Origin of the sequence: Nitratiruptor tergarcus DSM 16512 (genome assembly GCF_027946175.1) — a bacterium.
GTDB lineage: Bacteria > Campylobacterota > Campylobacteria > Campylobacterales > Nitratiruptoraceae > Nitratiruptor > Nitratiruptor tergarcus.
This window is the reverse complement of the sequence record NZ_AP026671.1, coordinates 1766101-1788135: the sequence shown is the minus strand read 5'-3', so window position 1 is coordinate 1788135 and position 22035 is coordinate 1766101. Positions and strand designations below refer to the sequence as shown.

Genomic DNA, 22035 nt, shown 5'->3' with positions numbered 1-22035 from the left:
TATTCTTTATATTATTAAATTTTTTAAGTAATATACAAAATTTTACAAATATTAACTTAAAAACTATTGAAAAATTTGTAGGGAAGCAGAAAAAAGAGTGTAAGGGGCAAAGCCCCTGAGAAGTTTTTATGCAGCTGCCGCTTTTTTCGCAGCTTCGAGAGCTTCTTGATAGTTAGGCTCTTCTGTGATTTCAGGAACGAGTTGCTTATAAACAACGTTTCCGTTTTTATCGATGATAAAAATCGCTCTTGCAAGGATCCCTTTAAGAGGACCTTCAGCGATTACAACACCATATTTTTCACCAAAATCTCTGTTTCTATAGTCACTTGCAACTGTTAGGTTTTCTACACCTTCAGTAGAGCAAAATCTCTTACTTGCAAATGGAAGGTCCATAGAAACAACAGTAACATCTACACCTTCAATATTAGAAGCTTCTTCGTTAAATTTTCTTGTTTCAGTTGCACACACTGGTGTATCAAGTGAAGGAACAACAACAATCATTTGTACTTTATCTTGTGCACCACCTACTTTTTTCTCTGCCAAATCAGTAGTTACTACAGTAGCCTCAGGAGCTTTATCTCCAACATTTACTTCATTTCCTTCCAAATTTACTGGATTTCCTTTTAGTGTAACAGTTGCCATTGCAACCTCCTTTTTCATATTTTTATTTTGGAGCAGATGCTCATGAAGAAATTATAGCTTAAATAAGACAATTTTTATCTTATTTAATATGAGGGCTGTAATTATAATAAACTATGTTACTTTTCTACACAAAACAGCTGCGTGGCAAAACTTTGAGATCCTCCATCGCAATAAAATCACCCCTTTTATATGCTTCAATAGCAGCCCGTCCAATCATTGCTGCATTATCACTGCAAAACTCTAGCTTTGCAAACTCTATAGGGATACCCCGTTTTGCGCACTCCTTCTCAAAAATTTCACGCAAGGCAAGATTCGCACTCGCCCCGCCAACTATTGCAAAATCACTAGGTGTATAGATTTCACACGCTTTTTTGGTTTTTTGCAAAAGGTGTGTAATTGCAGCTTTTTGAAAAGAGGCTGCAATATCTGCCATATCTTGGCGACTGAGATTTTCAATTTCTTCCAAAGCCAAGCGCACTGCATTTTTGAGTCCAGAGTAACTAAAAGCAAGCTTGGAGCTGCTTTTGAGTGGAATAGGAAAAGAAAAACGGTTTGGATCCCCCTGGCGAGCTAGTTTTTCGATAATTGGTCCTCCAGGATATCCTAGTCCCATCATCTTTGCAACCTTATCAAAGCTCTCACCAAAACTATCATCAAGCGTAGTAGCTAAGACTTTGAGATCGTTGTAACCCTTTACATCCAAAATCATTGTATGCCCACCACTTACAAGCAATACCATCTTTGGCAGCCTAGATTCTTGCTCTATAAAGAGGGAGTAGATATGTCCTACTAGATGATTAACACCAATGAGGGGAACACCTAGAGCTAGATGCAAAGCCTTTGCCATCATAACGCCCTCCATAAGCGTCACAGAGAGCCCTGGCTCATTTGTCACTGCTACTGCTTTGATATGAGGCAAAAACTCCTTTGCCTCTTCTAAAATCTTTGGCAAAGCTTCAGCATGCAGCCTGCTTGCAAGCTCTGGTACAACACCACCATATTCACTATGTGCTAGCTCTTGGGAGATTTTTTTGTGAAAGAGAAGTTTATAATCACTAATGCGTGTCACTGCAATAGAGCTATCATCACAACTACTCTCAATGCTCAAAATCATAACGGCTCCGATAGTAAACTTGGATCTCTCTTTGCCCACGCAAGCACCCATGGCCACTGGCCATAGCCACTTTTATCATTTATGTGCCCTGCATTTTCTAGTATCAGCATCTCACAATCAAAATGGCGCTGTAAATCATGAGCCTCTTCAATCTTCAAGTATGGATCATTCGTTGAAACGACTAGCTGCACTTCATCTGCATAGAGTCTTTGAGGAAGAGAGTGAGGGAAAAACTGCTTGAGTAGCTCAATATCTGTATTTTGACTCGGAGGTGCTACAAGCAAAAGCCTCTCTACTTCATCAATCTCCCCCTCTTCACACAAAGCCAACCAAACGGTACAAGCAAGAGAGTGGCAAATGACAGTAGTCGGTCGAAATGTTTTAAGATGCTTTTTGAACTGATTCATCCACTTTTTTTTGTTTGGATGATGAGGATGATGAATGAGTGGGAAACTCACCGTCCCATACTCTTTAGCTAGCTCTCCTGCTAACCAACTTTGCCAATGGGGATAGTCACTTCCTCCCCAACCATGCAAAAGCAAAAACCTATCCATCCCTTTTCTCCTCCACCTCAGCCTCTATTGGCTCCTCATCTTTATGCTCTATCTCTTTTGGCAGCTCTTTTGTTTCACCTTTTAACACTCCAAGGAGTCTTTGCTCCTGCTCAGGAGTGAGTTTGCCTTCAGCAATAGTGTCTATTATCTTATTTGCTATAGCAACCTTTGCTTCGTTCTCTTTGAGGCGGAAATATTTTTCTAAATTGTCATGGTAAGCAATGAGTTTGTCTTTTCGCTTTTTGTAAAAATAGAGAATTATCAATACAACTACGATAATGAATACTAGTGCAGCCAAAGAGAGATAGAGAAACTGCTTTTTGAGCTCAATCTCTTTTTGCGCAACTATCTTTTGATTTTCAAGCTCTAAAAGCTCTTTTTGCTTTTTAAGCTCTAGCTCTTTGAGCTTGTAAGCTTGCTCTATTTTTTGCAGCTCCAGGGCTTGTTTGGCCTTAATTTTAGCGAGTGCAATCTCTTTTTGCGCCTCATTTTTGCTGCGCTCTAGAGCTAATTTTTCGATTTGCTGCTGCATCTTCGTTAGAGCAAGCTCTTTTTGCTTATCAGCCTCTTCTCTAGCCTTTTGCAATCTCGCTTCAATTCTCGCTTTCCTCTCTAATAGCTCATCCTTTTTTCTATCGAGCTTTTGCGTACTCTCCATACAACCACTAAAAAGTATGATAACAACAAGCAGATTAAAGAGTTTTAACATAATTACGTACCTCTTCATCAATAGCAAATATCTCTTCAATATCGTTTACCACTCTGCCCTCAAAGCGCTCAAAAGCTTGTAAAATAGCTTGTGCTATATCACCAAAAGTAAAACTTCCTTTTAAAAATCTCTCAATTGCTGCTTCATTTGCTGCGTTCACAACAACTCCACAATCTGGATGTTGTAAAAGTGCATCTTTTATCTGCCATACAGGATAGCGCTCACTATCAATAGCCCTAAAAGCTATATTCATTGCTAAAAGATCTACATTGCTCAAAATCGGCTCATCCATAATCCCAAGAGCATAAGCGATAGGTAGCTTCATGTCTGTTTTGCTTGCATGCATAGTAGTGCTTCCATCCATAAACTCCACAATCCCATGCACCAAAGAGCTTGGCTCAATCACAGCATCTATATGCTTTGTCTCAAAAAGCCAGTAGGCTTCTAAAACTTCAAAGAGTTTATTCACCATTGTAGCACTATCAATAGTAATCTTTGTTCCCATAGACCAGTTGGGATGATTAAGTACATCTTGCAAAGAAGCATGAGCAATTCTTTCGATCTCCCAATCCCTCAAGGCTCCCCCGCTTGCAGTGAGAATGAGCCTTTTTGGTTGGCGAGCACTTTGCAAAAGATACCAAAGACCAAAGTGCTCACTATCGATGGGGCGTAGCTTTGATACATCAATAAACTTTCCCGCAACTACAAGACTCTCTTTATTCGCAAGTGCAACCCTTTTGCCAAGCTCAATCGCTTTGAGTGTTGGGCGTAGTCCCAAAAAGCCAACAAGCGCATTGACAACAAGCTCACTCTCACACATCGTAAGCGCTTGCAAGATCCCCTCCTGCCCATGGAGTACCACAGGAGCATCAAAATTAGCTCTCTTTGCACTTACCACAATACGCGGTCGAAACTCTTCTATCTGCTTTGCAAGCAGATCGATATTATTCCCTGCAACCAACACCTCAACTTCAATCCCATAGCGTCTGCATACCTCAAGCGTGTTGGTACCAATTGAGCCAGTTGAGCCAAGAAGAGCTATTTTCATAAAAGCCCTCTTAAAAGTATTACCATCGCAACAGCTGCAAAGAGATATCCATCCACTCTATCGAGTATCCCACCATGTCCCGGTAATATATTGCCGCTATCTTTTACTCCTGCTAGGCGTTTGAGATAGCTCTCAAAAAGATCCCCAAAGACTGCTGCAACTGCTGTAAGTAGTGAAATTACAATTCCATAGGGAAGATCTACTAAAATGAGCGCATAGTAACTTCCAGCAATCGTAGCAATTATCACACCACCAATAACCCCTTCCCACGTCTTTTTGGGTGAAGTCTTACAAAAGGGATGCTTTCCAATTGCACGTCCAGTAAAATAAGCACCAATATCAGTAAGGGCTACTACAATCACTAGCCATATGAGAGCATCCATCCCAAAATCGTGATAGAGCGCTAGCAAAAACAAAAATGAGGCAGTGGGATAGAGAAATGGCAAAAACTTTTGCCAATCACGCTCCTGCGTATAGGCTTCAAAAGCAGCAAAAAGAAGCGCTATGAGGAAAAAGAGATCATCTGGATTTGGGTAGATGGCTGCTACAATCCACACCAGCAGCGCCCAAAAGTAGAGGCTATTTCTCTCACTCATACCAAAGAGCTTCAACGCTTCATAAAAAGAAAAGAGATAGATAACACCAAAGAAGAGCCAAGTTAGTCCAAAACTATCAATCCACGCTACGAGCGCTACAATACCAATAAGCAGTGCCCCGGTTATGAGGCGTTTTGCAAGCTCACTCATCAAAACTCCTTTATCATATTCTAACACTTAAAGTCTTATACTTTACATACTCTACATTCGCACCCTCTTTTGGTTTGACATTGCGACGCTGGGTATAGTCGACTTTATATGAACCTGGATGCTCTACACTAAAACTCGCACAAAGCTTCGCAGCCTGCTCGAGCACATCTTGTGGAACATTTTGCTTGTTTGTAGCAATAATTACATGGGCTGAGGGAAGATCTTTGAGATGGAGCCATATATCGCTCGCTTTTGCTTTTTTTAATAGCTCCACATTGCCTCTTTTGTTTTTGCCAATATAGACATCGTATCCAGCAATATTGTAGCGCTCATAGTTTTTATCTTTTTTAGCCTCTTTTTTTGCGCTTTTGCTAAAGAGCAGCTCTATATCTTCTACTCTTTTGGCATTGCGTACAAGATTTGCCTTTTTATCCAAAAATGCTATCTTTTCTTGTAAGTTCTCACGCTGTATATGAATATTGGCAGCTTTTTGGCGTAGCTTCTTAGCCCTTTTAAAAAATATATCACTCATCATTGCTGGCGTTTTTGCCTCAGCGGGAAGAGTAAACTTTATAGGATTTCCTTCAAAATCCTCCCCTTCAAACTCCTCTTGATAGGGCTTTATCTGATGAAGATTTGCCAAAACAATCTGCCCTTTTTGCTCTTCCGCATCTGCTTGTGCTAAAAGTTCTTCTTCTCTTTCCAAAGAATCAAGAAGTTTTTGCAGTTTGTCTTTTTGCTTATTAATTTGAAGCAACTTTGCACTCTTTAAGATATTGAGCCGTTTTTCTAGTTCTTGGTTGTAGATATTGTATAGATACTCTTCAATATCAAAAATATTAAATTCACTCTTATCAAGCTTTTTAGGAGGTGTGAGAGGATAGAGAGGCTTACCTGGACGGATGTCTCTATGAAAATCGTGGTGAAGGGCTTCTAAAACATGTCCCTTCTCATCCAAAATAATTACATTTGCATGGCGGCCGGTAAATTCAAGCTGCAAAATAGCTGACTCTTCTTTATACGAACCCCTTTTTTTACAATAGATTCGTATGATCTTGTCATCATTGTCTAACTCAATTTTTTCAATACTGCTCTTTTTGCACCTCTTTGCAAGCACCTTATCAAATGGAGCATTATAAAATTTGGTCTTGACAAAATCATCACGCATATAGATGAGATTTTTGCTGCGATTCAGATCAAAAAAGATCTCTTTTTTGTCAAAAACAGCTCGCAAAACATTGTCATCCACTCTTGCAATATCGTTTAAATGGCGAAATTGCTGCAAATACTCGACAATAGCTCGTAACTCTTTGTATTTCATGAGTTCCTCATTCTTTTTTGATAAAATAGCAAAAACTCTTTTAAAGGCGCATAATGGGTCAAACTATAACAGAAAAAATCTTTAGTGAGCATGTGGGGCGTGAAGTAAAAGCGGGAGAGATAGTTGAGTGTGAACTTGATATGATCATAGGTAACGATATCACTACACCTATCTCTATCAAAGCTTTTCGTGAAAGTGGTGCTAAAAAATTAGCAAAACCAGATAACTTTGCAATTGTGCTTGATCACTTTATCCCTGCAAAAGATATCGCCAGTGCCAATCAGGCAAAAATCAGCCGTGAATTTGCTTATGAGCACAACCTCAAGCACTTCTTTGACGAAAAAGATATGGGAATTGAGCACGCTTTACTTCCTGAAAAGGGGCTTGTGGTTCCAGGGGATGTGATTATTGGCGCAGATTCTCACACATGTACACATGGAGCTCTTGGAGCATTTGCTACAGGCATGGGAAGCACAGACCTCGCATACGGAATGATCACAGGCAAAAACTGGTTTAAAGTCCCACCATCAATTAAAGTAGTTTATACTGGAAAACTTGACGAGTATGTGTATGGAAAAGATCTCATTTTAGAGCTTATTCGTAGAATCGGCGTAGATGGAGCGCTCTATAAAGCACTTGAGTTTACAGGAGATACAATAGAAAATCTCGATATGGATGGGCGCTTTAGTCTTTGCAATATGGCAATCGAAGCTGGAGCAAAAAATGGAATCATTGCCGTCGATGAGATAACAAAAGCCTTTTTGGCTGATAAAGATCTTGCACGTGAGCCAAAAATCCACTATAGCGATGAGGATGCAGAGTATGAGCAGGTAATTGAGATTGATGTAAATAGTCTTGAACCTGTCATTGCTTTTCCACACCTTCCAAGCAATGGCCGCCCTATCAGTGAAGCAGCAAAGATGGATCTCAAAGTTGATCAAGTATTTATAGGAAGCTGTACCAACGGACGCCTTAGCGATATCGCAATCGCTGCTGAGATTTTAAAGGGGCGTAAAGTTGCGCGCCATACGCGTATGATAGTCACACCTGCAACCCAAAAGATTTTAAAAGAAGCAGAAAAACAAGGCTATATTGATATCCTCATTGATGCTGGAGCGGTAGTCAGCAACCCAACATGTGGTGCATGTCTAGGCGGATATATGGGGATTTTGGCTGATAATGAAAGGTGTGTAAGCACTACAAACAGAAACTTCATTGGGCGTATGGGTGCACGTACAAGTGAAATTTATCTGGCAAACTCTGCAGTTGCAGCTGCAAGTGCAGTAGCAGGAAAGATTGCAGACCCCAGAGAGCTGTGATTCTTTTTGATCTTAAAAGCTTAGGCGAGCTGACAACTGGCTCGCTCTTAAAACGAGAAAACCGCTTCTTAGCTACCGCTTTAGTTCATAACCAAATCAAAAAAGTTCATATAGCAGATACAGGAAGACTAGAAGAGATCCTCACGCCAAATAGAGAACTCCTTCTTCTCAAAAATCGCCCAGGTCTCAAAACAGACTACACCTTGATAGCTGCCAAAATGGAGGAGGGATGGGTACTTATCAACACAAAACTCCACCGCCCTATTGCCCAAAAAGCAATTGAACAAGGGGTGTTGGGATTTATTCCAAAAACGCTTCAAGCAGAAGTTACATTCCAAAAGAGTAGGCTCGATTTCAAAGCAGACAACGCTTACATTGAGCTAAAAGGGTGTAGTCTCGTGCAAGAAAATATCTGCCTTTTCCCCAATGCTCCCACATCAAGAGGTGTTAAACATATTCAAGATCTCATCCAAGCAAAAGAGCAAGGATTTGATGCCTATATCCTCATCATGGCTGTGAGACAATGCGACTGCTTCAAACCTCATCCCACAAGAGATCCCACATTCAAAGCCATTTTTACACAAGCCCTCGCGCAAGGAGTTGACTTCAGAGGCTTTTTTATTCGTATAGATCCAAACTTACACATTTGCTATGATGGAGAACTTCCTCTTTGCCCAGATGAGTTATAATGTAAGTGCTAAATTTTTATATATGGATCTAGATATGAAAAAGTTTATTACATCTCTTTTAGCGCTCTTTATTATAATGGGAGGAGTCCTCTATTTTTGGAAAAAACCCAAAAAAGAGTTTAGCCATTTTACCACGGTACAGGTTACACGAGGAGATATTATTGAGAGTGTCGAAGCAACAGGAGTCATCAAACCATCTATTGGAGCAGAGGTAAAAATTGGAGCGAGAGTAAGCGGAATGGTAGTAGATGAGCCAATCAAAGTAGGAGATTTTGTAAAAAAAGGTACTATCATCGCAAAAATAGATGATGCAGAGCTTCAGCAATCTCTTAAAATTACGCAAAAAGAGCTTACAAAAATTCAAAAAACCTATCCTTTAGAGATAGAAAAGCTTAAAAAAAGTGTCAAAAAAGCCGCAATTGAAGAACAAAAAGCCGCACTCAACCTTGAGGCTGCACAAGCTGATGCTGCCACAGCACAATGGCTTTGTAAAAATAAAAAGAAGCTTTTGCAAAAACATGCAACCAGCCAAAAAGAGTATCGCACCATCTGTACAGAAGCCACTATCAAACAAAAAGCAGTGCAAAAGGCAAAGCTAACTCTTTTACAAGCCAAAGAGAATCTGCAAGAAGCACAACTCTCTTTAGAAAAATTGCAAAAAAGTTTCAAATATGACAAAGCGATTGCCCGAGCAAAACTCAATCAAGCAAAGATCCGCCTCGAATATGCAACTATCAAAGCACCATTTGATGGTATTATTACTTATATCTCAACGCAAAAAGGTGAAACAGTAGTAGCTGGCCTCAATGCACCGCAATTTGCCAAAATTTTGGATCCAAAAAAAATAGAAAACCGCATCTATATTGATGAAACTGCAATTGCAAAAATAAAAAGAGGTATGCAAGTGATTTTCAACGTTGATGCTCTTCCTCAAAACAAGTTTCATGGAAAAATTGTTCAAATCTATCCGCAACCAGAGATCCAAAATAGTGTGGTATACTATATCGCTGTCATGAAAGATTTTGAAAACTCTCATCTACTCCGTCCTGAAATGACCACCCACAATAAAATTATCATTCAAGTTCATAAAAACGTCCTAAGACTCCCCAATGCAGCTGTAAAGTTTAAAAATGGGCACTTTTTTGTCTATCATAAAAAAGGCAACAAGATAACAGAAAAGGAGGTGCAAACAGGCATAGCTGATGAACACTACACACAGATTCTCCATGGCCTCCAAGAGGGAGATATTGTCTTAGTGGAGCAAAAGCATGCTCATTGAGTGTAAAAATATCACAAAAACCTTTCAAATAGGAGATCTTACAACAACAGTTCTGCACGATATAAATATTACTATCAATGAGGGAGATTTTCTTGCCATTATGGGGAGCAGCGGAAGCGGAAAATCTACACTGCTCTATATCCTTGGATGCTTGGATAAAGCAAGTGGTGGTACATATTTGATAGATGGCAAAAATGTAGCCAAGCTCAGTGATGATGAGCTCTCCCATTTACGTAACACAATGTTTGGCTTTATCTTTCAAGCTTTCTATCTCATTCCCTATCTCAATGTTTTAGACAATGTCTTAATCCCCACACTCTATACCACCCATCCCCCTACACAATCTAAAGCTAAAACTTTACTTGAAAAACTGCAACTTACACAGAGAATGGAGTACTACCCAGACCAACTCTCCGGTGGCCAAAAGCAGCGTGTAGCAATTGCAAGAGCTCTTATCAACGATCCAAAAGTAATTTTAGCCGATGAGCCTACTGGCCAGCTTGATAGCCAAAATGCAAAAAATGTGATGGAGATTTTACAGCAGCTCAACAGTGAGGGCAAAACAATCGTCTTGGTCACACACGATCCAGCGATGGCACAATATGCCAAAAAAGTGGTACGGATACAAGATGGGCGCATTGTATCTTCGTGATCTTTTTTCATTCCTCTTTTTTTACAAAGGTCGTACACTCTTTGCCCTATTTGGCATCATTTTAGGTATAGCCTCACTTGTATTTATTGTAGCTACCATCGAAGGAAGCCAGCTCAAAGCAAAAAGAATTATCAATATGCTAGGAAGTGATACAATCTTGATACGCTCAAGTTTTGGTAGTCGCGTCTCTTTCCGCCATGTTCCAATGAAGCTCACAATGAAGCACTACAACCTCATCAAAAAAATAGAGGGCATCAGCTCTTTGGACTACTTCTATGTAAAACGCCTCGATGTAAAACGAGGAGGCTATGGGAAAAGTCTCTTAGTTGAGGGATTTACAGTTGGCACACTACCCCACTTTGGCTATGAGCCTCTATGGGGAAGATTTTTTTTGCCAAGTGATAATGAACATTTTGCAAAAGTGGTTGTGGTAGGTCTTGATATTGTAGATGAGTTTTTTCACGGGCAAAATCCCGTCGGCAAAACGCTCCTCATTGGCAAAATACCTTTCCGTGTCATCGGAGTCTATAAACGCAGAGGAAAAAGCCCCCGAGGCAACAGTATGGATGAGAGAATCATGATGCCAGTCTCTACATATCGCAAATTTATCCAGCATGAATACCACAAAATTTTTGCAATGGTAGCAAAAGTGGCACCCAACACAGATTATAAAAGAGTCATTAAAGATATCAAAACAGTTCTCAATCAAACTCTCAAAAGTGATGACTATTTTTTAATAACTCCACAAAAAATTATGCATTTTTTCTCAATGCTTAGCACCTCCTTCACACTCTTTTTAGGGATTGCCTCTTTTACAGCTCTCTTTGTTAGCGGTTTTGTGCTTTCTAATATATTTCTCATCAACAACCGCACTCGCGCTTGGGAAATAGGGCTCAGGCGTGCACTTGGTGCTACAAAAAAGATGATTTTACGGGGCATAATTCTTGAAGCATCAACTATTGCTTTAATAGGAGCAGTTGTTGGTACATTGGTTGGTTTTTTAAGTGTACATTTTATCCTTCCACTTTTACAAATTCCCCAAAGCTATCCAATAAAAGCTTTTGTGATAGCACTTATTTTTTCTTTGGGCGTCTCCTTTTTGGCTGCTCTTACCCCTGCTAAAGAGGCAGCTTCTATGGATCCACTTAAAGCACTAAGGCAAAAGTTATGAAGTGGCTCTACTGGCAGGAGTTTTGGCAATATCTCGCACAAAACAAAAAAAGAGCTTTTATAGCTATCGCAGGGATCGCTCTTGGCGTACTCTCCCTCGTGCTTATGAGTGGTATTAGTGGGGCGATGCGCCAAAAAACTTTGCAAGATCTTGGAGCTTTTGGAAGCAGGATCATTGTCGTAGCACCAGGAGAGCTCATTGTATTTAGCCATAAAAGCGTTACAATGGGAAACGTTCAGACCCTCACAGTCGCTGATGCCAAAGCAATAGAGCAAAAGATTGCCGGTATTGAAGGTACAGCAGTGCTCAAAAATGCGATACTAAGCGTTATCACACCAAAAAGAAGCGAACCGCGAACTATTATGGGGGTTGATTCGGCTTTCTTTAGATTGATAGACTTCTCTTTTACATGTGGAGGTACCTTTTTGGATAGTGCAATGATGCAAAAAACAGCAATTATTGGTTCCCAAACAAAAGAGGATTTTTTCAATACCCCCTGTCCTTTGGGAGAGGACTTGCTCATTGCAAACATCCCTTTTCGCATCACGGGTGTCCTTGCCCCAAGAGGAAATGTTGGCATGGAAGATTATGATAGTACGATCTATATTCCCATCAAACTTATGCAAAGACTCTTGACAAAAAGTGACTGGCTTGATGGGATCTTTGTCCTCTCACAAAAAAGTAGTCTCAACAAAACCCTCATTCAACAGATTAAAGATCTTCTCAAAAAACGCCATGGCAAAGAGGATTTTACCGTTATGGAGTATGAAGCAGCAAGTGGAACATCAGCCAAGATGGAAAAGCTCTTTTCGATTTTGAGCATTCTTGTCGCAGCAATTGCTTATAGTGTTGGCGTACTTGGGATAATAGCTATTATGGCGCTCTCAGTATATGAAAGAGTTATCGAAATTGCGATAAAAAGGGTTGTAGGAGCAAGAAAAAGGGATCTCTTTTTGCAGTTTTTCACTGAATCTTTGCTGCTTAGCAGTGCAGGGGCAATTTTTGGCGCATTTGTTGCTCTCATTTTACTAGGTTTCATCGAATATTTTGCACACTGGCCTTTGTATATTCCTCTCCAAACACTCATAATTGCAATAACTCTCTCTATAATTATTGGCATAATTGCCAGTATCTATCCTGCTTTGAAAGCAATCTCTTTTGAGCCACTTACAATACTCAAACTCTATGAAGAGAGTTAAGGCTTTAAAATTACCATAATGCTTTTATACCATCAATGATAAACTGCACTGCAATAGCACCGACTATAAGCCCCATTATTCTTGTCAAAATCTTTATACCTGTCACACCGAGCCACTTTGTAATTGCAATAGCATAGCGCAACGTAGCATAAACCATCAATGATGAAATAAGTAAGGCTACTACTAAAAGAATATATGCTATATATATGGGATAACTGACTGCTATAGAGTGTTGCAATACAATAATTGTAGCAATAACACCGGGGCCAAAAAGTATGGGGATACCAAGAGGTACCACGGAGATATCCTCTTTATCTTGTGCCTCTTCTTTCTCTTCTGGTGAATGGCGGTTTTTCGCCATCTCTCCATAAGCCATATTTATAGCAATAAGCATCAAAATAATACCGCCAATAACTTTGATAGAATTCACATTTATGCCAAAAAAATTAAATATCGCTTCACCACTAAAAAGTGTAATCATTGAAGCTATTAAGACAGTTAATGTCGTTTTTACAGCTATGGGTTTTACTGTTGTTGGGGTAAGTGGAGAAACAAGTGTTACCATGATACTTGCAGCAGCCACTGGATTTAAAATAGTAATCAAAGCTATAGTTGCATGGATAAAGATAGTCAAAAAATCTAATTGCACCCTTCCTCCTTTTTTGCCATTGTACACAAAATCTGCATAAGTTCAAACACATATGGCACTCCGAGAGGGAGAGTGAGGAGTGCAAATCAAATACACGTTGCCAGGGCTCAAAGGATATAAAAGATTAGAGAGGATATACTACAATTCGCTTATGATAAGCGAAGAGGCAAAAAGAAGAAAAAAGATATTGGAGTTTTGGGAAAAATATGGACTAGCAGCAACAACTGAAGCTTTTGGAGTAAGCAGAAGAACACTCTTTCGATGGAAAAAGAGTTTAAATGATGCAGATGGCGATATAAAAGCCTTAAATCCAAAATCACGAAGACCAAAAAGAGTAAGAGAGTCAAAAGTACCAAGAGAAGTTATTAATGAGATAAAAAGATTAAGAAAAGAGTATCCCAACATCGGCAAAGCAAAACTCTACCACCTGCTTAAACCTTTTTGTGAAGAAAAAGAACTTAAAACTCCCTCGGAATCCACAATAGGAAGAATAATCGCAAAAGCACCAGATACAATGAGACTTTTTCCCTACCGCATCGATACAAAAGGAAAAGTGAAACCAAAAAAGAAGACACAAAAAAACAGAAAACCAAAAAACCTCAAATCCAAACCATTTGAACTGTGGGCAGTCGATACCATCCAAATAGTATCAAACGGTATAAAACGATATATCCTTACTATGATTGACCCACTCACACGTATTGCATTCGCAGTGGCGATTCCATCCAAAAGAGCAAGACATACTGCATATGCTCTTGAAGCTTTAATTGATGGAATAACTTCCATCAAACAAAAACGTAAACTTGCAATTCTTTCAGATAATGGCAGTGAATTTAAAAAAGAGTTTGATGCTCTGCTTGAACAAAAAGGCTTTACACACTACTGGACATATCCAAGGAGCCCTAAAATGAATGCACACAATGAAAGATTCAATAGAACAATTCAAGAACAATTTATTCAATACTATGAAGATTTACTCTTTACAGATTTGGATGAATTCAATAAAAAATTAGCAAAATGGCTCATCGATTACAATACCAAAATACCACACTCTTCTCTTAATTTTAAATCTCCGGTACAATACCTTCTTGAAAATCATTATGAGTGCCATATGTATTGGACTTATACAAAATCTTGACTAAAAAAAAGAATCGCTTTATAATTCGCATACAATTTCGGGGTGTGGCGCAGCCTGGTTAGCGTGCTACCTTGGGGTGGTAGAGGTCGCGGGTTCAAATCCCGCCACTCCGACCAGTCTCTTTAACTTAACTTCACTTGCTTACGCTATAATTTTTGCATGAAAAAATTCTCGATTCCTTGTATAATCTTTGCTGGTGGTAAAAGTTCACGAATGGGAAAAGATAAATCTCTTCTTCTATTTGGTGATAAACCACTTATCCAGTATCAATATGAGAGGCTATCCCTTATGTTTGAGAAAGTCTATATCTCATCAAAAAGTGATAAATTTGACTTCAAAGCCCCTCTTATTCTCGACAGCAGCAAAGTGTATGCCCCTACTCCTGCATTTTTGGATATTTTTGAAAAAGTCTATGAATTTTTTGCACTGAGTGTAGATACGCCATTTATCAATCAAACTGTCATAGAAAAACTTATAACTGAGGCAAAAAAGCACCCTCATAAAGATGCTATTATTGCACAAACAGACTTTCCCCATCCACTTATTGGAATCTATCGAAAGTCGATTGCACCAAAAATCGAAGAGACTATAAAGAAGCAAAACTATAAACTCAATGCCATTTTAAAAGAGGCAGATACACAATTTGTAGAATTTAAAGAAGATGAGAGATTTTTAAATCTCAACTACCCACAAGATTTCCAAAAGGCTTTGCAACTCAAAAAAGTTTTGCTATAATTTCGGTTCTTGACCCGTTAGCTCAGCTGGTAGAGCAACTCCCTTTTAAGGAGTGGGCCGTTGGTTCGAATCCAACACGGGTCACCACTACTGCGCTAACTTTTCCGCTTTTTTAGCATCAAAGCTTTTATAGAGTCTGCTTAAAATCTTAAAATTTTGACTTGTAAAAAACTTGGTATTTCCTCCATTTTGTTTCAGTTTCTGATAACTTCTCTTCGCAGCATCTTCATCGCCCAAAATTAAATAGGCATCACCCATATACTCATAAGCATAATTCTCTCCCATCTTTACCGCCTCTTTGGCTGCTGCAATCGCTTTTTTTGGTTGCAGTGCTAAAAGATAGTACCAACTCGCTTTACCATAGACTTTTGTCTTATGCAAATAGTCTGCATAAAAAGCGCACTCTTGGGATTTACTTGTATCCCCTTTGTGAATAAGGTAATACTCACATTTCATCTGTGATTTGTTGAGATTGCACTTGGTACAAGACTTATCAGCGCCAAAGAGCAAAAGTGGTAGAATAAGCAAAAGTTTTTTCATAATCTCTCCTAAAGGATTAACATGGTTCGACATATTGTCTTTATGAAGTTTCATGATTTTAGTTTAGCACAAAAAGCAAAAGAAAAACTACTCAGTATGAAGGATCACATCGAAGTGCTACAAGATATAGAAGTGGGAATTGACTTTAGCAGAAGCCCAAGAAGCTACGATCTTGCTCTTGTTACTACGTTTGCAACCAAAGAGGATCTTGAAACCTATCGCATCCATCCCTATCACCAAAATAAGATAGTCGCATGGCTCAAAGAGATAGGAACTGAGACGAAGGTAGTGGATTATGAAATCTGATTTAACACATTTAGACGAGAAAAAACGCCCTAAAATGGTAGATGTAGGAGTCAAAGAAGAGACTGAGCGCATCGCCGTTGCAAGTGGTATCATCGAAGTAACTCCTGAAGCTTTTGAAGCGGTAAAAAATGAAACGACCAAAAAGGGAGCAGTCCTTCATACAGCAGTAATCGCTGCAATAATGGGTGCCAAAAGGACTCCAGATCTTATCCCTATGTGCCATCCACTGCTTCTTACATCTATTAATTGTGATGTAGAGGAGCTTCCAAATCTTCCTGGCTTTAAACTTATTGTCACTTGCAAGCTAAAAGGCAGAACCGGCGTGGAGATGGAAGCATTGACTGGAGTAAGTATCGGTCTTTTAACGATCTACGATATGCTCAAAGCCATCGATAAAGGAATGGTGATTAAAAACATTCAACTTGAGCGAAAAAGTGGGGGCAAAAGTGGCGACTTTGTACGCTAATCGCAAATAAATCGCACTTTTGCTCGCACACTCATACTTTGCTCTTCTTTAGCTGGCTGGGGTGCTTGTACGGAAGCCTTAGCAGCCATGCTTTTTACCACCGGATAGAGTCTTGTGATATAATCGATGCTTTTAATATCACACTGCTTTGCAAGCCTTTTGCCCGCTTGTTTGCCAAACACTTTTGCTTTATCGATAACTCCTAGCTGGAGTTTTTGTATCACTTGGTTTTGCTTGCTTTGTGAAATTTGCCAATGCGGATAAACTACGCTGTAATGAAAACTCTCTTGCATTCTTTTTTTCAGATTTTCTATTGCTTCAAAGATCTCATTTTGCTTTTGAGGATTTTTGAGAAAAAATCGATAAGAGACAGATCCTTTATACCCTTCACAAATCCTTTTCTCTTTTTGCCAAAAGCAGTTTTGATGCAACTCATATCGCCCACCCTCATAAGAGATTTTAAGATTGCGAATCGTTTTATCCACTGCGCCTAGAGTATTTAAGATTACCTTCTCTTTTGGATCTTTCATAAATATATGCAAACCGAAACTATAAGTATCTGGCATGACTTTAGCGCTCTTTGTAAACTCTATAATTATCTCAGTACCATTTGGCGCAGCAACACCGCCAACTAAAAAAAGCAAAAGTAGTACAATAGCTCTTTTCATCATAGCACCATCTTGATATCTTCATGTTTTTTGAGGTCTTGATAAATTTTTTCACGTTCCTCTTCAGAGTGTACCATAATATCAGCATTGAAACTTTGGTATTTGCCACGATTACTCTGCTTTGAAAATGTGATAGTTGTAGGGCGATTTGTCACACTCTCAATCGCTTCTCTTGTTTTTCTGGCATTTTCACCTATTACTTTGTATCGCCAAATCGTTGGATATTCAATCTGTACTTTTTGATCAAAATCTTTAAGCTCTTTCATGGCTCCTCCTTTTACATGAACTATTTTTATCATACCAAAAAGAAATCGAAAAAAGTGCTACTTAAGTTACATTTAAGTTTATGACCATGGTAGAAAGACCTTTTAGAAGTAGAATAAATGCCATAACTTTATCTAAATTGTCTCAACCAACTCATTTGCCAATGCTTCGGCTTGCTTTAAAACTGTTTGGGTAGCTAACTTTCCCATATCGGGCGGATATCCATATTGAATAATAACTTTTATTTTTGTTCTTGTATTTTCCCTGATAGTCCAGTCTAGTGTGGTATTTCTTTAAATTTTTGAAAACAAGGCAACCTGGAGGGATATTTTTCAAGATTTAATCAATAGAGGATTAAAAGAGTTGATGTTTATTTGTGATGATTGTAATGGAAGTACTTATCTTTCCTCACAAATGTGAAGATTTTTTCAATCAAAGGTGTTCCTTTTATACTAATTGTTGTTAACTACTACGGTTTTGACTCTATCAACCCTTAAAAGATAAATCATTAGAGGGCTTTATATTAAGAAGTACAAAAAAAGCCACTTTTCAGTGGCTAAAAAATTATGAAGAATAAGGAACTGTTTTTAATAAAACCTCTTTTTTTATTTGGTGTCTTGCACTATCTTCTTCCTCAAACCAGTAAGGATTAACCTGTTCGATTTCAACAGCCGTAATTTGCATGTCCTCATTTATTTTGTCATCTTGACTTCCGGTATTTGCAAAAACAGCAATAGTCAATAATGCCATTATTGTTAATGTTTTTTTCATTGATGCTTCCTTTAAAGTATTTTTTTGGAGCGGATATTATACTAATAATAATTATCAATATCTTTATTTTAAAATAGTAGATTTTATTTTTTTGTATTTTTTTATTTTTTGATGATTTTTATCATACTAGATAATAGAGTACACTAATATTCGCAATTAAATTTGAAGACTCTTTGAAAGAGTTTAAGAAATTTAAAAGAGCCAGTTTAGTCAGCAATCAATTAGCAGCTTTGAATAAGCTTTGTTCAAAACTCTCTTTTAATTAATCTTTGTTTATTATCACAATAAACATTAAGTTAATTTTAAGCATAAACAGCTACAATACGCCTCAAGCCTTTAAGAGGCGACTATTTACGATTCGATCCCCTTATCACCTCTACACTCCACAAAAAACTTAGAAGTGACCTTTGATTGAATCGTCTGTGATTCGCTCATTGAAGGTTAATATTTTTTAAAGAGGCATAATGACTTTTCAAGATTTTAATCTAAAATCCCCAATAATGAAAGCGATAGAGCAAGCTGGTTTTAAAGAGCCTAGCCCTATCCAAAAAGAGGCAATTCCTGTTGTATTAGCAGGCAAAGATATGGTGGGACAAGCCCACACAGGTACTGGTAAAACTGCAGCGTTTGCACTTCCAATTTTAAATATGCTTGAGCTTGACGGCGAAGCAGAAGCCCTTGTTATTGTTCCTACACGTGAGCTTGCAACCCAAGTAAGTGATGAGATTTTTCGCCTTGGAAAATATCTTGGTATCAAAACAGCAACTGTGTATGGAGGAAGCTCCTATTCTAGACAGATTAACCACATCGCCAATGCAGCTGTTGTGGTAGCAACACCAGGAAGACTTTTAGATCTACTTAAAAGCGGTAAAATTGAACTCAATCCAAAATTTGTCGTGCTTGATGAAGCAGATGAGATGCTTGATATGGGCTTTTTGGATGATATTAAAGCTATTTTTAACTATCTTCCAACCAACAGACAAACCCTGCTTTTTAGCGCCACAATGCCACAGGCTATTAAAGAATTAGCACAGCAGATTCTCCATTCACCAGAGTTTATCTCTATTACCAAAAAAGATATTACAAATGTAAATATCAAACAGTTTTACTATGTTGTAGATGAGCATGAAAGAGATGAAGCACTTATTCGTTTACTCGATTATAAAAACCCAACAAAGTCAATCATCTTTTGCCGTATGAAGATAGAAGTAGATCGCCTTGCACAATTCCTTGAAGCACAAGGTTACAGCGCAAAAGGACTGCACGGAGATATGCAGCAGCGCCAGCGAGAAGAGACTATCAAAGCCTTCAAAAGAGGAAATATAGAAATTTTAATCGCCACAGACGTAGCGGCAAGAGGACTAGACATCAGTGATGTAAGCCATGTTTTTAACTACCATATCCCTTTTGACCCTGAAAGCTATGTCCATAGAATTGGACGAACCGGACGAGCTGGTAGAGAGGGAATAGCTATTAGTTTAGTAACTCCTCATGAATTTAAGCAGCTCCTACGCATCCAAAAAGAGGTGGGAAGCTCTCTTATCAATAAAGAGATTCCAACCTCTGCGGAAGTAAAAAACGAAAAGCAAAAATCGATACTTGATGCAATCCTCTCTCAGGAAGTATCGAAAGAAGCGATAGAGCTTGTAGAACTTCTTGAATCTCAACTAGATATCTCTACAGCTGCACTCAAACTAGCTTCTATGGTTATCAAAAATGATGCTGTAAGTGGAAATGAAAAGATAGGGAAAAGTCTCAAAGAGATCGAAAAGATGCTTGAGCAAGCAAAAAGAGAGCTCTCACGACCACAAAGAGGTGGCGGACGAAATAGCAGAAGCTACCGGGGCAACCGAAGAGGTCGCAGCTCTCATAGACGATAATTTGTTATAATAGTCCAACTTTACAAAAGGTTGGACTATGAGCAACTTTAAAAAACATCTTATCAAACGGATCGAAGAGGTTAAAAAACCAAGAATCCAAAAAATCAAAGAGCTTCTTTTTCAAATCGACAGACTCAGAGCAGAAGTTGAAGCACAAAAACAAGAACTCCGTAGCGATTTAGCTCTTCTTTTTGAAGATATAGAATCCCAAATAGAAAACCTTCCAGAAAATGAGCGCCAAGAGGCTCTGCGTACTTTGCATGAATGCAAACTCCACTCATTGGAGTTTTTAGGTATCTTAGCAGAAACTGTGGAGAGTGCTATCCTCAATGCCTTGGAAAATGGTGAAAATATAGAAGAGACAATCACAGAAATTACAAAAGATCTTGCATTTGAAACGATAAATATCAATGTAGATCCAACCCATATCAAAAATACTAGTACAACCATCATTCAAGTTGCTGCAAATATCGCTGAAGCAAGTATCAATCACGCTGATGAGATCATAAAAGGTGCAATTTATGGTACCAAACAAGGCATCCATAAAAGCCTTGCAAAATTTAACGAAACAGTGGAGTTTACGCCAGATGAGGCAAGATCGCTCATTATTGAAAATTATGAAACCATTATTCAAAATCTCCCTCACATTGATGAGATCTTTTATAAAAGTATCGAAGAGGTAGCACAAAAGAGTGAGCCTGGTATTAAAGAGAAAATCCTGCAAATTGCCGAACAACCAATTTACGATAAACTGCTCACTGAAGCACAAAAAGCAGTCAAAGGCTTGAAAAAGAGTTTCAATGAGCTTCTCAAAGAGGCACCATCCATTAAAATCAGTGCTGATGAAGCCAAAAAAATGGGCAAACGTGCATTTGAAATAGCTAAAGAAAAAATCCAGGAGTCAATTCATGCGATTAAAAAGTAGTTTAGCCATAATAGCATTGGCAATGAATCTCTTTGCACAAGAACCACAAGATGATGAACTACAAAAAGCGTTACAAAACTTTTTGCTCATGATGGAAAAATCGACCCAAACTCTCAAAGAGCTCTCAGAAAACGAACAAAATGCAATTCCTGAAGAGAAAGATAGTTGGCAGCTTTTTTACAAAGATGTAAAAAATAGTGCACAAGTGAAAAAGCGCAATGATCTTTTAATAAAAACGCAAATCAATTACAAATTTCTCACACAAAAAGATATACCAAGTTCTACAATTTTAGTGACAGTCAAGGATGGCGTAGTAGAGCTCTTTGGCAAACTCTATTCAAAAAAAAGTGCTCTTAAAGCCATTGATATTGCCCTCCATACAGCTGGTGTGAAAGAAGTTGTCTCCTATCTCATCATCAAAACACCAGCAAAAGTTTTACTCTAAAACTTCTTGAGAAGCATTACTACCATCTTCCCATTTTGGTTAGTAATGCTTCATGGAGTATGCCATTGCTAGCTACGATAATATCACCAAATTTGTAAGGCTTTCCTAGATGGTTTGTCACTTTACCTCCTGCTTCTTTTACGAGTAAAATTCCAGCTGCTACATCCCAAGGTTTGAGATTGACTTCATAAAATCCTGCAAATCTTCCACATGCAACATAAGCAAGATCGATAGCTGCACTTCCTAGCCTTCTGATATCGCGGGTATAAGGAAGAAGATTTTTCATAGTTTCAATGACAAAATAAAAATCGGCTCCCTTCTCAGTTTTTGTATAAGGAAAACCAGTTGCCAGTAGTGCATCTATAAGATTTTCTGTATTATTGCATGAGATCACTTCATCATTGAGATATGCCCCTTCACCTCTTTTAGCATAAAACATCTCATCCAAAATAGGATTATAAATAGCTCCTTCCAAAGGCTCGCCATCTTCCCAAACTCCTACACTAATACATGTATATGCAATATGGTGGACAAAATTTGTAGTTCCATCTATAGGATCGATAAAAATCGCTTTTTTTGGCAAAACCCCACCAAAACTCTCTTCACCAACAATAACAAAATCTGGATACTGTTTAGAGAGTCGCTCTTTTAAAAACTGCTCTATTTTGAGATCATACTCTGTTACAAGATCCACTCTCCCTTTTTTATATATCTTTTTATTATGTTCATATCCATAGCGCAGAATCTCTCCTGCCTCTTGTAAAATCTCTTTCATGATTAACCTTCTATTAATTTTTTATTAATT

General features: G+C 38.5%; 26 protein-coding genes, 2 tRNA genes and 1 pseudogene. 15 read left to right on the top strand and 14 right to left on the bottom strand.

What is annotated here, in order from left to right:
- Window positions 1-126: 126 nt before the first annotated feature.
- The 7 genes from tpx to NITER_RS09430 all read right to left on the bottom strand — a co-directional run bounded on the left by tpx (window position 127) and on the right by NITER_RS09430 (window position 6134).
- Complete coding sequence (gene tpx / locus NITER_RS09460; protein WP_084274795.1) at window positions 127-642, bottom strand: thiol peroxidase; 516 nt, start codon at window positions 640-642, stop codon at window positions 127-129.
- Window positions 643-766: 124 nt separating this feature from the next.
- A complete protein-coding gene (tsaD, locus tag NITER_RS09455; RefSeq protein WP_084274796.1) occupies window positions 767-1756 on the bottom strand; it encodes a tRNA (adenosine(37)-N6)-threonylcarbamoyltransferase complex transferase subunit TsaD in 990 nt (329 codons plus the stop codon).
- Entirely contained in the window at window positions 1753-2310 is a 558-nt protein-coding gene (locus NITER_RS09450) for an RBBP9/YdeN family alpha/beta hydrolase (RefSeq protein WP_084274797.1), read from the bottom strand. The genes tsaD and NITER_RS09450 overlap by 4 nt, the downstream gene beginning before the upstream one ends.
- Complete coding sequence (locus NITER_RS09445) at window positions 2303-3019, bottom strand: hypothetical protein (protein ID WP_084274798.1); 717 nt, start codon at window positions 3017-3019, stop codon at window positions 2303-2305. Before NITER_RS09445 ends, NITER_RS09450 begins: the two co-directional genes overlap by 8 nt.
- Window positions 3003-4061, bottom strand: a complete 1059-nt coding sequence (dxr, locus tag NITER_RS09440) for a 1-deoxy-D-xylulose-5-phosphate reductoisomerase (protein ID WP_084276549.1) — start codon at window positions 4059-4061, stop codon at window positions 3003-3005. The genes NITER_RS09445 and dxr overlap by 17 nt, the downstream gene beginning before the upstream one ends.
- Window positions 4062-4063: 2 nt before the next feature.
- Window positions 4064-4813: a phosphatidate cytidylyltransferase gene (locus tag NITER_RS09435; RefSeq protein ID WP_084274799.1), complete on the bottom strand. Its 750-nt coding sequence runs from the start codon at window positions 4811-4813 to the stop codon at window positions 4064-4066.
- 13 nt (window positions 4814-4826) lie between these two features.
- A complete protein-coding gene (locus NITER_RS09430) occupies window positions 4827-6134 on the bottom strand; it encodes an NFACT RNA binding domain-containing protein (RefSeq protein WP_084274800.1) in 1308 nt (435 codons plus the stop codon).
- A 53-nt stretch (window positions 6135-6187) separates the two neighbouring features.
- Here NITER_RS09430 and leuC point away from each other — a divergent pair, with 53 nt between their 5' ends.
- From leuC to NITER_RS09400, 6 genes are read left to right on the top strand one after another with little or no spacing between them, the layout of a single operon-like run.
- Complete coding sequence (gene leuC, locus NITER_RS09425) at window positions 6188-7453, top strand: 3-isopropylmalate dehydratase large subunit (RefSeq protein WP_084274801.1); 1266 nt, start codon at window positions 6188-6190, stop codon at window positions 7451-7453.
- Window positions 7450-8142 carry a DNA/RNA nuclease SfsA gene (gene sfsA / locus NITER_RS09420; RefSeq protein ID WP_084274802.1) on the top strand — a complete coding sequence of 231 codons (693 nt, stop codon included), beginning with the start codon at window positions 7450-7452 and terminating at the stop codon, window positions 8140-8142. Before leuC ends, sfsA begins: the two co-directional genes overlap by 4 nt.
- Window positions 8143-8176: 34 nt before the next feature.
- Window positions 8177-9421 (top strand): efflux RND transporter periplasmic adaptor subunit, encoded by a 1245-nt coding sequence (locus NITER_RS09415; RefSeq protein WP_159445289.1) that lies wholly within the window; start codon window positions 8177-8179, stop codon window positions 9419-9421.
- Window positions 9411-10073, top strand: coding sequence for an ABC transporter ATP-binding protein (locus NITER_RS09410; RefSeq protein WP_084274804.1), 663 nt, complete (start codon window positions 9411-9413; stop codon window positions 10071-10073). The genes NITER_RS09415 and NITER_RS09410 overlap by 11 nt, the downstream gene beginning before the upstream one ends.
- On the top strand, window positions 10051-11244 hold the full coding sequence (locus tag NITER_RS09405) for an ABC transporter permease (protein ID WP_159445290.1): 1194 nt from the start codon (window positions 10051-10053) through the stop codon (window positions 11242-11244). The genes NITER_RS09410 and NITER_RS09405 overlap by 23 nt, the downstream gene beginning before the upstream one ends.
- Complete coding sequence (locus tag NITER_RS09400) at window positions 11241-12443, top strand: ABC transporter permease (protein WP_084274806.1); 1203 nt, start codon at window positions 11241-11243, stop codon at window positions 12441-12443. Before NITER_RS09405 ends, NITER_RS09400 begins: the two co-directional genes overlap by 4 nt.
- 10 nt (window positions 12444-12453) lie before the next feature.
- On the opposite strand, the gene NITER_RS09395 is transcribed toward NITER_RS09400, so the two are convergent.
- Window positions 12454-13092 (bottom strand): MarC family protein, encoded by a 639-nt coding sequence (locus NITER_RS09395; RefSeq protein ID WP_084274807.1) that lies wholly within the window; start codon window positions 13090-13092, stop codon window positions 12454-12456.
- 79 nt (window positions 13093-13171) lie between these two features.
- Between NITER_RS09395 and NITER_RS09390 the strand changes: the two genes are divergently transcribed.
- From NITER_RS09390 to NITER_RS09375, 4 genes are all read left to right on the top strand, one after another.
- Window positions 13172-14230 carry an integrase core domain-containing protein gene (locus tag NITER_RS09390; RefSeq protein ID WP_281847706.1) on the top strand — a complete coding sequence of 353 codons (1059 nt, stop codon included), beginning with the start codon at window positions 13172-13174 and terminating at the stop codon, window positions 14228-14230.
- A 38-nt stretch (window positions 14231-14268) separates the two neighbouring features.
- Window positions 14269-14346: transfer RNA gene (locus NITER_RS09385), tRNA-Pro, on the top strand.
- A 43-nt stretch (window positions 14347-14389) separates the two neighbouring features.
- Window positions 14390-14965, top strand: coding sequence for a molybdenum cofactor guanylyltransferase MobA (gene mobA / locus NITER_RS09380; RefSeq protein ID WP_084274808.1), 576 nt, complete (start codon window positions 14390-14392; stop codon window positions 14963-14965).
- Between the two features lie 11 nt (window positions 14966-14976).
- Window positions 14977-15052: transfer RNA gene (locus tag NITER_RS09375), tRNA-Lys, on the top strand.
- Here NITER_RS09375 and NITER_RS09370 read toward each other — a convergent pair.
- Window positions 15053-15505 (bottom strand): hypothetical protein, encoded by a 453-nt coding sequence (locus NITER_RS09370; RefSeq protein ID WP_084274809.1) that lies wholly within the window; start codon window positions 15503-15505, stop codon window positions 15053-15055.
- Between the two features lie 21 nt (window positions 15506-15526).
- On the opposite strand from NITER_RS09370, the gene NITER_RS09365 reads away from it, so the two are divergent.
- Together NITER_RS09365 and moaC are read left to right on the top strand one after the other, a co-directional pair.
- On the top strand, window positions 15527-15811 hold the full coding sequence (locus NITER_RS09365) for a Dabb family protein (protein WP_084274810.1): 285 nt from the start codon (window positions 15527-15529) through the stop codon (window positions 15809-15811).
- Entirely contained in the window at window positions 15801-16277 is a 477-nt protein-coding gene (gene moaC / locus NITER_RS09360) for a cyclic pyranopterin monophosphate synthase MoaC (RefSeq protein WP_084274811.1), read from the top strand. Before NITER_RS09365 ends, moaC begins: the two co-directional genes overlap by 11 nt.
- Here moaC and NITER_RS09355 read toward each other — a convergent pair.
- From NITER_RS09355 to NITER_RS09340, 4 genes and pseudogenes are all read right to left on the bottom strand, one after another.
- Complete coding sequence (locus tag NITER_RS09355) at window positions 16274-16945, bottom strand: hypothetical protein (protein ID WP_084274812.1); 672 nt, start codon at window positions 16943-16945, stop codon at window positions 16274-16276. The genes moaC and NITER_RS09355 overlap by 4 nt on opposite strands.
- Window positions 16945-17211 carry an HP0495 family protein gene (locus NITER_RS09350; RefSeq protein ID WP_159445291.1) on the bottom strand — a complete coding sequence of 89 codons (267 nt, stop codon included), beginning with the start codon at window positions 17209-17211 and terminating at the stop codon, window positions 16945-16947. The genes NITER_RS09355 and NITER_RS09350 overlap by 1 nt, the downstream gene beginning before the upstream one ends.
- A gap of 132 nt (window positions 17212-17343) precedes the next feature.
- Window positions 17344-17499, bottom strand: a pseudogene (locus NITER_RS09345) (type I restriction enzyme endonuclease domain-containing protein); the annotation flags it as partial.
- Between the two features lie 274 nt (window positions 17500-17773).
- A complete protein-coding gene (locus NITER_RS09340) occupies window positions 17774-17980 on the bottom strand; it encodes a hypothetical protein (RefSeq protein ID WP_084274814.1) in 207 nt (68 codons plus the stop codon).
- Window positions 17981-18444: 464 nt separating this feature from the next.
- Here NITER_RS09340 and NITER_RS09335 point away from each other — a divergent pair, with 464 nt between their 5' ends.
- From NITER_RS09335 to NITER_RS09325, 3 genes are read left to right on the top strand one after another with little or no spacing between them, the layout of a single operon-like run.
- On the top strand, window positions 18445-19860 hold the full coding sequence (locus NITER_RS09335) for a DEAD/DEAH box helicase (protein WP_084274815.1): 1416 nt from the start codon (window positions 18445-18447) through the stop codon (window positions 19858-19860).
- Window positions 19861-19897: 37 nt separating this feature from the next.
- Window positions 19898-20785 (top strand): hypothetical protein, encoded by an 888-nt coding sequence (locus NITER_RS09330; RefSeq protein ID WP_084274816.1) that lies wholly within the window; start codon window positions 19898-19900, stop codon window positions 20783-20785.
- Window positions 20769-21230, top strand: coding sequence for a BON domain-containing protein (locus NITER_RS09325; protein ID WP_084274817.1), 462 nt, complete (start codon window positions 20769-20771; stop codon window positions 21228-21230). The genes NITER_RS09330 and NITER_RS09325 overlap by 17 nt, the downstream gene beginning before the upstream one ends.
- Before the next feature lie 19 nt (window positions 21231-21249).
- Here NITER_RS09325 and NITER_RS09320 read toward each other — a convergent pair whose 3' ends face one another.
- On the bottom strand, window positions 21250-22005 hold the full coding sequence (locus NITER_RS09320) for an inositol monophosphatase family protein (RefSeq protein WP_197685269.1): 756 nt from the start codon (window positions 22003-22005) through the stop codon (window positions 21250-21252).
- Window positions 22006-22035 lie beyond the last annotated feature (30 nt).

Coding starts and splice junctions, on each gene's coding strand:
- NITER_RS09330 (WP_084274816.1), top strand. CDS start 19,898: ATGAGCAACTTTAAAAAACATCTTATCAAACGGATCGAAGAGGTTAAA.
- NITER_RS09415 (WP_159445289.1), top strand. CDS start 8,177: ATGAAAAAGTTTATTACATCTCTTTTAGCGCTCTTTATTATAATGGGA.
- NITER_RS09405 (WP_159445290.1), top strand. CDS start 10,051: ATGGGCGCATTGTATCTTCGTGATCTTTTTTCATTCCTCTTTTTTTAC.
- NITER_RS09410 (WP_084274804.1), top strand. CDS start 9,411: ATGCTCATTGAGTGTAAAAATATCACAAAAACCTTTCAAATAGGAGAT.
- NITER_RS09430 (WP_084274800.1), bottom strand. CDS start 6,134: ATGAAATACAAAGAGTTACGAGCTATTGTCGAGTATTTGCAGCAATTT.
- leuC (WP_084274801.1), top strand. CDS start 6,188: ATGGGTCAAACTATAACAGAAAAAATCTTTAGTGAGCATGTGGGGCGT.
- NITER_RS09370 (WP_084274809.1), bottom strand. CDS start 15,505: ATGAAAAAACTTTTGCTTATTCTACCACTTTTGCTCTTTGGCGCTGAT.
- NITER_RS09350 (WP_159445291.1), bottom strand. CDS start 17,211: ATGAAAGAGCTTAAAGATTTTGATCAAAAAGTACAGATTGAATATCCA.
- NITER_RS09435 (WP_084274799.1), bottom strand. CDS start 4,813: ATGAGTGAGCTTGCAAAACGCCTCATAACCGGGGCACTGCTTATTGGT.
- NITER_RS09400 (WP_084274806.1), top strand. CDS start 11,241: ATGAAGTGGCTCTACTGGCAGGAGTTTTGGCAATATCTCGCACAAAAC.
- tsaD (WP_084274796.1), bottom strand. CDS start 1,756: ATGATTTTGAGCATTGAGAGTAGTTGTGATGATAGCTCTATTGCAGTG.
- NITER_RS09325 (WP_084274817.1), top strand. CDS start 20,769: ATGCGATTAAAAAGTAGTTTAGCCATAATAGCATTGGCAATGAATCTC.
- NITER_RS09335 (WP_084274815.1), top strand. CDS start 18,445: ATGACTTTTCAAGATTTTAATCTAAAATCCCCAATAATGAAAGCGATA.
- NITER_RS09450 (WP_084274797.1), bottom strand. CDS start 2,310: ATGGATAGGTTTTTGCTTTTGCATGGTTGGGGAGGAAGTGACTATCCC.
- mobA (WP_084274808.1), top strand. CDS start 14,390: ATGAAAAAATTCTCGATTCCTTGTATAATCTTTGCTGGTGGTAAAAGT.
- tpx (WP_084274795.1), bottom strand. CDS start 642: ATGGCAACTGTTACACTAAAAGGAAATCCAGTAAATTTGGAAGGAAAT.
- NITER_RS09365 (WP_084274810.1), top strand. CDS start 15,527: ATGGTTCGACATATTGTCTTTATGAAGTTTCATGATTTTAGTTTAGCA.
- NITER_RS09445 (WP_084274798.1), bottom strand. CDS start 3,019: ATGTTAAAACTCTTTAATCTGCTTGTTGTTATCATACTTTTTAGTGGT.
- NITER_RS09355 (WP_084274812.1), bottom strand. CDS start 16,945: ATGAAAAGAGCTATTGTACTACTTTTGCTTTTTTTAGTTGGCGGTGTT.
- moaC (WP_084274811.1), top strand. CDS start 15,801: ATGAAATCTGATTTAACACATTTAGACGAGAAAAAACGCCCTAAAATG.
- NITER_RS09340 (WP_084274814.1), bottom strand. CDS start 17,980: ATGAAAAAAACATTAACAATAATGGCATTATTGACTATTGCTGTTTTT.
- NITER_RS09320 (WP_197685269.1), bottom strand. CDS start 22,005: ATGAAAGAGATTTTACAAGAGGCAGGAGAGATTCTGCGCTATGGATAT.